This window comes from Amycolatopsis sp. NPDC004747 (assembly GCF_053601335.1).
This window is the reverse complement of record NZ_JBSGBQ010000004.1, coordinates 137,566-148,723: the sequence shown is the minus strand read 5'-3', so window position 1 is coordinate 148,723 and position 11,158 is coordinate 137,566. Positions and strand designations below refer to the sequence as shown.

The window sequence follows — 11,158 nt, the reverse complement described above, 5'->3', positions numbered from 1 at the left end:
GAAAGGAAACCATGGAGCAGTACGAACTCGACGCCGTCAAGCGGATCACGACGCGGCCGGCGCGCGCCTACCGGACACTGGCGGTGCGGGGCCTGACCCCGGTGATCGGCGCCGAGGTCACCGGCCTCGACCTGACCCGGGAACTGACCGAAGAACAGCTCACCGAGCTGAAGACGGCCTTCCTCGACCACCACGTGCTGGTGTTCCGCGACCAGGACATCACGGTCGAGGACCACAAGCGGCTCGCCGCGGCCTTCGGCGAGCTGCGTCCGGTGAACCCGCCGCCCGAGCACGGCGACCCGTACATCCTCGAGGTCGCGACCGCGCCGGAGTCGGCCACCGTGTTCGGCAACGGCTGGCACGCCGACGGCACCGCCGACGCCGAGCCGTCGCTGGGCTCGATGCTGCACATCACGCGGATGCCCGAGCCGGGCAGCGGCGGCGACACGCTCTTCGCGAACATGCACCTCGCCTACGACATGCTGTCGCCGAAGCTGAAGGAACTGCTGGCCGGGCTGACCGCGATCCACGACGGCGCGCACGCGTTCCGCGGCCACAAGATCCCGGAGGGGTACGAGCCGCCGGTCAGCGAGCACCCGGTGGTGGTGCGGCACCCGGAAACCGACCGGCCGCTGCTGTACGTCAACCCGGCCTACACCTCGCGCATCCCGCAGCTGTCGGCCGACGAAAGCCAGGCCGTGCTCGACCTGCTGTTCTCGCTCGTGCCGAACCGGCCGATGCTCGCCTGCCGCGTGCGCTGGGAGCCGAACACGCTGGTGTTCTGGGACAACCGCTGCGTCCAGCACCACGCGACCTACGACTACTACCCGCACACCCGCTTCGGTCACCGCGTCGCCATCAACGGCGGCCCGCTCAAGGGCTGACCCCTCTTTCCCCGAGGAGTTCCATGTCGTCCGAACCCGTGGTGGACGTCCGCGATCCGGCCGTCCTCGACGATCCGATGCGCGGCTACGACCGCATCCAGGCCACGGCGCCGGTCTGCCGGGCCCGGCTGGCCGGCGGCGAGGAGGGCTGGCTGGTCACCGGCAGCGCCGAAGTCCGCGCCGTGCTGGCGGACCCGGCCGTGCGCAACGACCCCGCCGGCCTGCCCGGCCGGGGCGCGCAGACGCAGGAAGAGGCGTTCCTCGCGCTGGGCACGCCCCCGGAGCACCTGCCCTACCTGCGGGCGAGCCTGCTCAGCCTCGACGGCGCCGAGCACGCGCGGCTGCGCCGGAGCATCAGCCACGCGTTCGGCGCGACGCGGGTCGCCACGCTGCGCCCGCGGGTGCAGGAGATCGTCGACGAGCTGCTCGACGGCCTGGGTGAGACATCGAACCTGCTCGACGACTACGCCTACCCGGTGGCCATGGCGGTGGTGTGCGAGCTGGTCGGCGTGCCCGAAGCGGACTGGGCGGACTGGTGGCGCTGGGGCAAGGTACTCGTGGACGGCGACCCGGCGCGGATCACGCCGACGCTGGGCGAGATGTTCGCCTACTGCCACGCGCTGGTGGACCGCCGCCGCGCCGAACCGCGGGAGGACCTGCTCAGCGAGGTCGTCGCCCAGGACGACCTGACCGACGTCGACGCGGTGGCGCTCGTGGTGTTCCTGGTGCTCGCGGGGCACGAAACGATGGCGAACATGCTGGCCAACGCGGCGCTGGCGCTGATGCGCGACCCGGCCCAGCGGGAGCTGCTGCGTGCGGAGCCGCAGCTGTGGCCGGCCGCGGTGCGCGAGCTGGTCCGCACGGACGGCCCAGTCCAGCTGGCCCGCTTGCGGTACGCGGCCACGGACCTGGAGGTCGGCGGGGTGCGCATCCGGGCGGGCGACCCGGTGCAGGCGGTCCTCGGCGCGGCCAACCGCGACCCGGCGCAGTTCGCGCACCCGCACACCGCGGACGTGCGCTGGCAGGCCGAGCACGGCGGCCGGGAGGGCAGTGTCGGATTCGGGTGGGGGCCGCACTTCTGCCTCGGGGTCGCGCTGGCGAAGCTCGAGGCCGAGGTCGCGCTGCGGAGCTTGTTCGAGCGGTTCCCGGCCGTGACGCCGGTGGCCGAGGCGGCGTGGGTGCCGCTGCCGCGGGCCCGGCACCGGGTCGCCCTCCAGGTGCGGCTGCGGTGAACGCCCCCGATGTTTCGGTCATCCTGCCCTGCGCCGGGTTCGGGACACGCTTCGGCGCGCCGTACGCGAAGGAGCTGCACTGCCTCGCGCCCGGGATCACCGTGCTGGACCGCAGCCTGGAGGCCGTGGTGGAGCTGGTGAAGAGCGGGCTCAGCGTGCGCGTGGTCGTCGTGATCGGCCCGCACAAGCTGGACACGGTGAAGTACCTGGCCCGCTACGCCGGGACCTTCCAGCTGGTCTTCGTCTACCAGGACGACGTGGCCGAACCGGGGCTCGACGGGGCGATCCGGTGCGCCCTGCCGCTGACGCGGGGCCCGGTGGCGCTGGTCCTGCCCGACATCGTCGTCAGCGACGTGGCCGGCCTGCTCGCGGCGGTGCGGCAGACGGACGTGGCGGGCTGGAGCGTGGTGGCCGCCGAAGAGCGGGATCCCGGCGTGCTGCGGCAGATGGGCGCGCTGGCGGTGACCGGCGAAAACGGCGTCGCGACTGTCCAGGCCGCCGCGGAGAAGCCGGCCGACCCCGCGGGCTTCAACGCGCTCTGGGGCATGGTGGCCGTCACCGCGGAGCAGGCCCACCGGCTGCCGGACGTGGCGCGCCGCGACGCCGCCAGCCCGCTGGCCGGGGCCCGTGCCCTGATGGTGGCGCGGATCGTCAACTACAACACCACCGAGGGATGAGCATGCTCGACGACGTGATGGCGGCGCTGGACACCGTGCTGCCCCGGCTGGCCGCGGTCACCGGCACGCCCGGCGTCGCCGTCGCGGTGGCGACGAGCGACGACCTGCGCACGGCCGCGACCGGGTTCGCGGACCTGGCCACGCGCACGCCGATGACCGCCGGGACCGTCGCCCCGGCCGGCTCGCTCACCAAGCCCGTCACCGGCCTGGCGTTCCTGCAGCTCGTCGAGGCCGGGCTGGCCGGGCTGGACACGCCGGTCGACCAGGTGCTGCCCGCGGGCCTGCGCGGCCCGGAAGCGGCGCCCGTCACCACCGCGATGCTGGCCGCCCACCAGGGCGGCTACTCCGGCGACATCGTCACCGCGGTCGCGCCGACGGCGCCGGCCGAGCCGATCCTCGACTACGTCCGGCGGCGGCACGAGACCGGCCGCGCCGTCGAGTACGGCGGCGCGCGGCCGCTGACGACGGCGCCGGGGTCCTATGTGTACTCCAGCTTCGGGGTCGGCGTGCTCGGCGGGGTGGTCGAGCACCTGGCGGGCGAGCCGTACGCGGCCCGCGTCCACCGGGAGGTGTTCGCGCCTGCCGGAATGGCGGGCACGAGCATCGACGACGGCACCGGGAATCCCGGTGGCGCCACCGGGTACGCCGCGTTCGGCGACTGGTGCGTGCCGAGCCCGCCCCTGCGGACCGAGGCCTACCCGGGCGTCGGGATGTACACCAGCGCGGCGGATTTCGCGCGGCTGCTGCAGTCCCTGCTGCGCACCGCCCGTGGCGACCGCGGGCTGGTTCGGCCGGAGTCGCTCGCGGCCATGGCGGCCCCGCGGGTCGAGCGCCCGAGCCCGCACGGCGTCCGCTCGTTCTCCGGCCTGACCCTCGAACTCGCCGATCCCGAGCTCGGCGAGGACTGGTGGTGGGGGCACACCGCGGCGTTCCCGTGGGGCTTCTGGTGGGAAGCGCGGGTCTGGCCGCACCGCGACCTGGCCGCGGTCGCGGTGGGCAACCGGTGGGACATGGCCCGGTTCCACAACCCCGCGACGCGCAGCGCACCGGGGCTGGCCGTGGAGTGGGCGGGCCGCTGGGCGGTGTCCGGTTCGCCGGCGAAGCTCCCGGACATGGACGGGCGGCCCCGGTGGACCGGGCCCCGGCCCACGCCGGAAAGCTCGCACTGGATGGGTGTCCTGCTGGGCGAGCGCACGCACGGCCTGCTGGGCGTGCCCGGCCCGCTGCCGGCCATGACGCTGGCCGGCGGCGCGCGCTCCCTGGGCGACGCCGACGCGGAGGGCTGGGACCCGGCGGCCTTCGCCCGCGGGGTGGCGCAGGCGCGCGCGGTGGCGCCCGATCCGGCCGCGCTCGGGGCGCTGGGCCGGGAGCTGGGCCCGGCCGCGGCGCTGTGGATGCTGGAGTGCGGGGCGTCAAGCGCCGACGTCACGATGCCGGTCGGCTTCTACGCCGGGGCACCGCGGTGACGCGGGTACTGCTGTCCACGTACGGGACGCGCGGGGACGTCGAACCGCTGGTGGCCCTCGCGACCGAGCTCCGGGCGCTCGGCGCGGACGTGCGGATGTGCACCCCGCCGGACGAGGAGTTCACGGACCGGCTGGCCGGGCTCGGCATCGGCTCGGTGCCCGTCGGGCCGCCGGTCCGGGCGTTGATGCGCACGACCGCACCCCCGACGCCGGCGGAACTGACCCGGTACCGGGACGAGCTGCTCGAGGCGCAGTTCGCCGTCCTCCCCGCGGCGGCCGACGGGTGCGACGCACTGGTGGCCGCCGGCCTGGCGCAGGTCGCCGCCCGGTCGGTGGCCGAAGCCGCGGGCATCCGCTACGTCTACGCGACCTACGCGGCGGTCAACCTGCCGTCGCCGCACCACGCGCCACCGCCGCGGCCGGGCTGGCCGGAGCAGCCGGGAGCGGACCACCCGACGCGGTGGGAGCTGGACGCCGAGCGGGTGAACACGCAGTTCCGGGAACCGCTCAACACCCACCGGGCCGCGCTCGGCCTGCCACCGGTGGACAACGTCCGCGACCACGTCTACTCCGCTCGGCCGTGGCTGGCGGCGGACCCGGTGCTGGGGCCGTGGCCGGAAGCCGAGGGGCTCGACGTGGTCCAAACCGGACAGTGGACCCGGGTGGACGAGCGCCCGCTGCCCGCCGAGCTGACGGCGTTCCTGGACGACGGCCCGCCGCCGGTCTACGTGGGCTTCGGCAGCATCACCCCGGCACCGGACATCGCCGGCTGGTCGGTGGCGGCGGCCCGCGCCCGCGGTTACCGGGTGCTCGTCTCCCGCGGCTGGGCCGACCTGGCCGTGGACGACTGCTTCGCCGTCGGCGACGTCAACCACCAGCGCCTGTTCGGCCGGCTCGCCGCAGTGGTCCACCACGGCGGCGCGGGCACCACGCAGACGGCCGCGCGGGCGGGCGTGCCGCAGGTGGTGGTCCCGATCCGGTTGGCGGACAACCCGTACTGGGCCGGTCAGGTGGCCGCGCACCGGGTCGGCGCCGCCCTCGACGGCCCGGCCGCCACGTTCGCCTCCCTGACCGCGGCCTTCGAAACGGCGCTGGCACCGGAAACCCGCGCCCGGGCGGCGGCGCTGGGCGACGCGATCCGCACCGACGGCGCGAAGACGGCCGCGCGCCTGCTGCTCGACGAGCTGCGCTGAGCAGAGCCGACTTCAACGCACCCGATGTGGCCTTCGGCGCGTCTGACGCAACCAAGGCCACATCGGGGCGCTCGGGACCGGGGTCGCCTAGGCCGGATCGTCCACGGTGGAGCGCTCGGCGGGCTCCGGCGAGAGGTGCCAGACCTCCGGCATCGGCGTCCACCAGGCACCCCCTTCGCGCTCGCTGAGCGACTCCTGACAGGGGTCGGTCAACGCCCACCAGCGCTGCGTTTCGGGGTCCGCGGCGATGCGCGCCTGATCGGCGTCGTGGTCTTCGCCAACGTATTCGTAGTACCCGAAGAGCAGGTCGTCGTGCAGGAAGATGCTGAAGTTGCGGATGTTGGCCTCCCGCAGCATCCGCTCGACGCCGGGCCAGACCGCGGCGTGCAGCCGCAGGTACTCCTCGCGCTTCTCCGGGCGCAAGCGGATCAGCATGCCGTAACGCTGGGCCATGGAACTCCTTCGGGGACGGGGAAAGCGGTCAGCGGTCCAGGCGGCCGGGGTCGCCGGAGCCGGGGCGGCGCGCGAGCCACGCTTCGGTGATGTGGTCGAACATCGCCTTCGCGGCGCCCTCCCCGTCCCCCGCCGCGATCCGTTCGTAGACGCGGCGGTGCCCCTTGTTCGACGCCACGCACAGGGCGCGCTCGCCCGGTCCCACGTACCGGGCGGTGTTGACGACCTGGCTCTCCAGCGCGCGCACCACGCCACGGGCGAGGCGGTTGCCCGAGACCTGCATGATCGTGTCGTGGAAGGCGAGGTCCTGCTCGCGGTAGGCGTCGGGGTCGTCGACGAGCTCGTCCATCAGGTCCACCAGCTCGCCCAGCCGCTCGACGACCTCCGGGCCGGCGGTCCGGGCGGCGACCAGCGCCATGTCCGATTCGAGCAGCCGGCGCGTCACCACCAGGTCGTCCAGGACGGCCGAGGTCTCGTCCTCGGCGATCACCGCGGCCAGCACGAGCTCGTCGAGCATGTTCCACATCGACGCCGGGTTCACCACCGTGCCCGCGCCCTGGCGGACCTGGACCAGGCCTTTCGCCTGCAGCAGTTTCACCGCCTCGCGGACCACGGTCCGGCTGACCGAGAAGCTCTCGCACAGCACCGGTTCGGCAGGCAGCGACGTCCCGGACGGGTGGACCCCGCGCACGACGCGCTCCACCAGTTCGGCGGTGACCGCGCTCGCCAGGTTCGCCGGGCGGCGCGCCCACTCGGGGGCAGCGGGCTGCCGGTCTGAAGCCGTCATCGTTCCTCCGGTCGCACTGCGCCCGACCTCCGCCGGACGCACGCGAGAAGCTTACACAGCGGCAACGTTGACGTCATACGTCATACGAGTTACGTTTTGCCGCACCGTGCCGGGCCACTCCCCGTCCGGCCACCGTCTGGAGAAGTGAGCAGCGATGAAGCAGCGCACACTGTTCTCGGCCGCCCTGGTGGCGGCGCTGGCGTTGACCGCGGGCTGCGGAAGCGCCGCCGGCCCGGCCAACCCGACCGGCGGCGCGAGCGGCAAGCTCGTGGTCTGGGACTGGAAATCCGGCGACGCGAAGGCCGCGAGCTACGTGGCGAAGGCCAAGGCCGCGTTCGCCGAGCAGCACCCCGGCGTCACCGTGGAGTTCGTGGCCCAGCCCTACGACCAGTACTACACCCTCCTGGGCGCGGCGATCCAGGCCAAGCGGGGGCCGGACGTCATGCTCTTCAACGGCGGCGGCCAGATCCGCGACCGCGTCGCCGACCTCGAGCCGCTGGACTCCTACGTCGCCGACGACCGGTCGCGGCTGGCCGGCTGGGACGCCTTCGCCAAGGACGGGAAGGTCTACGCCGAGCCGGTCACCCTGCAGGGCCACCCGGTCTACTACGACAAGGGGCTCTACGAGAAGGCCGGGCTCGACCCCGCCGCCCCGCCGCGGACCTGGGAGGAGTTCGTCCGCGACTGCGGCACCATCGCCGCCAAGACCGGCGCGAAGTGCCTCGCGCTGGGCAACAAGGAGGGCGCCGGGATCCAGTTCTGGCTGTCGGCACTGGGTACGGCGACCCTGACGCCGCAGGAGTACACCGACTGGATCGCCGGCAAGCGCGACTGGACCTCGCCGGACGTCAAGCGGATCTTCGAGCTCTGGAAGCAGGCCGGCGACACCGGGCTGAACACCGACGGCCCCAACTCCACCGCGATGTTCAACGACGCGTTCGCGCTCTTCCAGTCCGGCAAGGCCGCCAACGTCATCGGCCTGATGTCCGACGTCGGGCACTGGAAGGACTTCGCCGAGTTCCTCGGCGCGGACAAGGTCGGCGTGATGACCGCACCGCAGGTCAACCCGGCCGCCACGCCGACCCTGCCCTACGACGGCGGCATCGGCTACGCGGTCGCGAAGGGGACGAAGGATCCCAAACTGGCCGCGGACCTGGTCCGCTCGCTGAGCTCGACCGACGCCTTGAAGTCCTTCTTCGCCGACAGCGGCGCGATCGCCGCGGACACCTCGATCGACGTCTCGGCGGGCGGCCCGGCCGTGGCGACGATCGTCTCGCAGGTCAAGACCGGCAAGCCCGCCCTGCACGTCGCCCTCTCCTCGAAGACGCTCGACCTCATGGGCCGGCTCTCGCAGCAGCTGCTGAGCGGGTCGATCGGGGTCGACGAGGTGCTGCAGCAGCTGGCCGCGTCGGACAAGGGCTGAGGAGCGTGACCGGTTACTCCCCCGCCGCGGTGGACCGGGCTCCGGCCCGGCCCACCGCCCGGCCCGCGCGGGCCCGCCGCGCCCGCGGAACGCGGCTCGAGCGCTTCGCCCCGCTCGTCCTCGTCGCCCCGGCCGTGCTGGTCGTCCTGCTGCTGCGGCTGTGGCCGCTGCTGCTCGGCGTCAACTTCTCCTTCACCGGGGACGGCGACCGCAACGGCACGGCCGTCGGCTTCGACAACTACGTGACGCTGTTCCACGATCCGCTGTTCCGCACGGCCCTGCGCAACGTCGGGCTGCTCGTGCTGCTGCTCCCGGTCGCCGTCGCCGTTCCCGGCCTGCTCGCCACCTTCATCCACCTGAAGGTGCCGGGCCACCGGGTCTACCGCGGCGTCTACTTCTTCCCGGCCGTGCTCTCCCCGGTGATCGTCGGGGCGATCTTCAACCTGCTGCTGGCCTTCGACGGGCCGGTCAACGCCCTGCTCGGCCTGGTCGGTCTCGGCCCGGTGGACTGGCTCGGGAACCCGGGGGTGGCGATCTTCGCCGTCGTCGGGGTGCACGTCTGGGCGACGTTCGGCATGGCGCTGGTCGTCTTCCTGGCCGGGTTTTCCACTTTGGACTCCTCGCTGCTGGACGCGGCCAAAGTGGACGGTGCGTCGCTGCTGCAGACCATCCGGCACGTGATCGTCCCCGGCCTGTCCCGGACCATCCAGTTCGTCTTCGTCACCACCATGATCGGGATGCTGACCTCGATGTTCGGCCTGCTGTACGTGATGACCGCGGGCGGCCCGGCGGGGTCGACCTACCTGCCCGAGTACTACGTCTGGTTCCAGCAGGGGAACCTGAACCAGCCCGCGCTCGCCTCCGCGGCGTCCACCGTGCTGTTCCTGATCATGCTCGTGGTCGGCCTGGCCCAGATCGGCATCCTGCGCCGCGCGGGGAGGGAGGACTGATGTCGGCTTCCCGGCTCACGAAGTGGCTCGCCGCCGTCCCGATGGCCGCGCTGGCCCTGGCGACGATCTACCCGCTGGTGTTCACCGCGAACGTCGCCATGAAGGACCGCCGCGAATACACCCTCGACCGGTTCGCCCCGGCCGGCTCGCTGCGCTGGGACAACATCGCCCGGGCGTGGACGAGCGTGGGGATGTCGCGGTACTTCTTCAACTCGGTCGTCGTCGTGGTGTGCTCGGTCGCGATCCTGCTGCTGCTCGGGTCGATGGCGGGCTTCGCGCTCGGGCGGCTGCGCTTCCGCGGGTCGTCGGTGGTGTTCCTGGGCATCCTCGCCGCGCTGTTCGTGCCGTTCCAGGTGATCATGGTGCCGCTGGCGCGGATCATGGCGGGCACCGGGCTCATCGACACCTACCCCGGGCTGGTGCTCGCCTACGTGGCGCAGTTCCTGCCGTTCACGGTGTTCCTGATGACCAGCTTCTACTCGGCGGTGCCGTCGGAGATCGTCGACGCCGCCCGCGTCGACGGCACCACCGTCTACGGCGTCTACTGGCGGATCATGCTGCCGCTGGGTGCCCCGGCACTGCTGTCGGTCGGCGTGCTCAACGCGCTCTTCTGCTGGAACGACGTCCTGATCTCGCTGCTGCTGATGCCGTCCGCGGAGCACCGCACGCTGATGGTCGGGGTGACGGCGCTGCGCGGGCAGTACTCCGCCGACATCCCCACCTTCGCGGCCGGGGTGCTGATCGCCGCGGTGCCGGTGCTGCTCGTCTACCTGTTCCTGCAACGCCAGATCGCCGACGGGGTCACCGCCGGGTCCACGAAGGGATGACATGCGGATCACTGGCTTCCGGGCCCTCACGACCGTCCAGGACTGGGGCCGCCCGATCGGTGACGCCAACGGCGTCCACGCCGGCGGTGTCGTCCGGATGCCGCTCGTCGTCGTCGAAACCGACGAAGGCGTCACCGGCGTCGGGCTCGGTGCCCACGTGGAGGCGGAGACCGTCTTCGCCGCGATCGAAGGCGAAGACCCGCGGGGCGTGACCGCGCTCTACGACCGGATGCTGCGGCGGACGTTCAAGGCGGGGCACGCCGGCGCGGTGTTCGGCACCATCGGCGGCTTCGACACGGCGTTGTGGGACATCAAGGCGCAGCTGGCGGGCGAACCGCTGTGGCGGCTGCTCGGCGGGCGGGACCGCCGCGTGCCCGCCTACGCCTCGGGTCTCGACATCGCACTGGACGACGACGAGCTGGCGGCGCTGTACCGGACCTACGCCGGCCACGGGCTGCGCGCGGCGAAGCTCAAGGGCGGGCTGGACATCGACCGCGACCACCGGCGGCTCGCCCTGGTCCGCGACGTCCTGTCCGAAGCGGGCGGCGGCCGGCCGGGGCTGATGCTGGACGTCAACGAGAACTGGACGCGCAAGCAGGCCGTCCGGCACATCGCCGAGCTCGAACGGACCCTCGACCTGACCTGGATCGAGGAACCGGTGCGGCGCTGGGACGTGGACGGCCACGCGGCGGTCGGCCGGGGTGTCCGCGCCTCGGTCGCGACCGGGGAGAACCTCACCGGGCTGGAACAGCACCGGCCGCTGATCGCGGCCGGGGCGGTCGACGTCGTCCAGACGGCCGCGGGCTGGGGCGTCACCCACTTCCTGCGGGTCGCCGCCCTCGCCCACGCCCACGACCTGCCGGTGAGCCCGATCGGCACGACCCCGGTCGGCCTGGTGCACGCGGCGACCGCGGTGCCCAACCACCTGGTCAGCGAGCTGCAGGACCTCCACCCCCCGGTCGGCGTCACCCTGGCCCACGAGATCGGCGACGGCGCGTTCATCCTCAGCGACCGCCCCGGCCTGGGCATCCAGCTCGACGAGGCGGCCATCGCGGCGGCGGCGCACCGCCTGCCCGACCCGGCCTCCGGCGGATCCCACATCCGGCCGGACCGCGCGGGCTACCACCTGCTCCCGGCCTCCGGCAACGGCCACCGCCCGGCAGCGGAACTCGCGTGATCGAAAGGCCGGCACACGTGATTCCAGGGTCGGCACACGTGATTGAAGGGTCGACACGGGGTGGGCCGCCGTGTCGTCGCCCTGATCAC

11 protein-coding genes are annotated in these 11,158 nt (G+C 73.2%); 9 read left to right on the top strand and 2 right to left on the bottom strand.

The window, feature by feature from the left end; genetic code table 11:
* Positions 1–11 precede the first annotated feature (11 nt).
* From ACWEGE_RS07735 to ACWEGE_RS07715, 5 genes are read left to right on the top strand one after another with little or no spacing between them, the layout of a single operon-like run.
* On the top strand, positions 12–884 hold the full coding sequence (locus ACWEGE_RS07735; RefSeq protein WP_449659649.1) for a TauD/TfdA dioxygenase family protein: 873 nt from the start codon (positions 12–14) through the stop codon (positions 882–884).
* 23 nt (positions 885–907) lie between these two features.
* A complete protein-coding gene (locus ACWEGE_RS07730) occupies positions 908–2,116 on the top strand; it encodes a cytochrome P450 family protein (protein ID WP_449659648.1) in 1,209 nt (402 codons plus the stop codon).
* On the top strand, positions 2,113–2,793 hold the full coding sequence (locus ACWEGE_RS07725; protein ID WP_449659647.1) for a hypothetical protein: 681 nt from the start codon (positions 2,113–2,115) through the stop codon (positions 2,791–2,793). Before ACWEGE_RS07730 ends, ACWEGE_RS07725 begins: the two co-directional genes overlap by 4 nt.
* 2 nt (positions 2,794–2,795) lie before the next feature.
* On the top strand, positions 2,796–4,259 hold the full coding sequence (locus ACWEGE_RS07720) for a serine hydrolase (RefSeq protein WP_449659866.1): 1,464 nt from the start codon (positions 2,796–2,798) through the stop codon (positions 4,257–4,259).
* Positions 4,256–5,452 carry a glycosyltransferase gene (locus tag ACWEGE_RS07715; RefSeq protein ID WP_449659646.1) on the top strand — a complete coding sequence of 399 codons (1,197 nt, stop codon included), beginning with the start codon at positions 4,256–4,258 and terminating at the stop codon, positions 5,450–5,452. Before ACWEGE_RS07720 ends, ACWEGE_RS07715 begins: the two co-directional genes overlap by 4 nt.
* Positions 5,453–5,539: 87 nt before the next feature.
* Here ACWEGE_RS07715 and ACWEGE_RS07710 read toward each other — a convergent pair whose 3' ends face one another.
* Positions 5,540–5,905, bottom strand: a complete 366-nt coding sequence (locus ACWEGE_RS07710) for an L-rhamnose mutarotase (protein WP_449659645.1) — start codon at positions 5,903–5,905, stop codon at positions 5,540–5,542.
* A gap of 28 nt (positions 5,906–5,933) precedes the next feature.
* On the bottom strand, positions 5,934–6,692 hold the full coding sequence (locus ACWEGE_RS07705; protein ID WP_449659644.1) for a FadR/GntR family transcriptional regulator: 759 nt from the start codon (positions 6,690–6,692) through the stop codon (positions 5,934–5,936).
* A gap of 154 nt (positions 6,693–6,846) precedes the next feature.
* Here ACWEGE_RS07705 and ACWEGE_RS07700 point away from each other — a divergent pair, with 154 nt between their 5' ends.
* Genes ACWEGE_RS07700 through ACWEGE_RS07685 form a run of 4 tightly spaced genes read left to right on the top strand, consistent with a single transcriptional unit; the run spans position 6,847 to position 11,069 of the window.
* Positions 6,847–8,115, top strand: coding sequence for an ABC transporter substrate-binding protein (locus tag ACWEGE_RS07700; protein ID WP_449659643.1), 1,269 nt, complete (start codon positions 6,847–6,849; stop codon positions 8,113–8,115).
* Between the two features lie 5 nt (positions 8,116–8,120).
* Complete coding sequence (locus ACWEGE_RS07695; protein ID WP_449659642.1) at positions 8,121–9,065, top strand: carbohydrate ABC transporter permease; 945 nt, start codon at positions 8,121–8,123, stop codon at positions 9,063–9,065.
* On the top strand, positions 9,065–9,892 hold the full coding sequence (locus tag ACWEGE_RS07690) for a carbohydrate ABC transporter permease (protein ID WP_449659641.1): 828 nt from the start codon (positions 9,065–9,067) through the stop codon (positions 9,890–9,892). Before ACWEGE_RS07695 ends, ACWEGE_RS07690 begins: the two co-directional genes overlap by 1 nt.
* A gap of 1 nt (position 9,893) precedes the next feature.
* The gene (locus ACWEGE_RS07685; RefSeq protein WP_449659640.1) at positions 9,894–11,069 is read left to right on the top strand and encodes a mandelate racemase/muconate lactonizing enzyme family protein; all 1,176 of its coding nucleotides are present in this window, start codon (positions 9,894–9,896) and stop codon (positions 11,067–11,069) included.
* Positions 11,070–11,158 lie beyond the last annotated feature (89 nt).

What these genes read in the sequence shown, in the direction of transcription:
- ACWEGE_RS07735 (WP_449659649.1), top strand. Translation starts at nt 12, where the DNA reads ATGGAGCAGTACGAACTCGACGCCGTCAAGCGGATCACGACGCGGCCG.
- ACWEGE_RS07730 (WP_449659648.1), top strand. Translation starts at nt 908, where the DNA reads ATGTCGTCCGAACCCGTGGTGGACGTCCGCGATCCGGCCGTCCTCGAC.
- ACWEGE_RS07720 (WP_449659866.1), top strand. Translation starts at nt 2,796, where the DNA reads ATGCTCGACGACGTGATGGCGGCGCTGGACACCGTGCTGCCCCGGCTG.
- ACWEGE_RS07710 (WP_449659645.1), bottom strand. Translation starts at nt 5,905, where the DNA reads ATGGCCCAGCGTTACGGCATGCTGATCCGCTTGCGCCCGGAGAAGCGC.
- ACWEGE_RS07705 (WP_449659644.1), bottom strand. Translation starts at nt 6,692, where the DNA reads ATGACGGCTTCAGACCGGCAGCCCGCTGCCCCCGAGTGGGCGCGCCGC.
- ACWEGE_RS07700 (WP_449659643.1), top strand. Translation starts at nt 6,847, where the DNA reads ATGAAGCAGCGCACACTGTTCTCGGCCGCCCTGGTGGCGGCGCTGGCG.
- ACWEGE_RS07690 (WP_449659641.1), top strand. Translation starts at nt 9,065, where the DNA reads ATGTCGGCTTCCCGGCTCACGAAGTGGCTCGCCGCCGTCCCGATGGCC.
- ACWEGE_RS07685 (WP_449659640.1), top strand. Translation starts at nt 9,894, where the DNA reads ATGCGGATCACTGGCTTCCGGGCCCTCACGACCGTCCAGGACTGGGGC.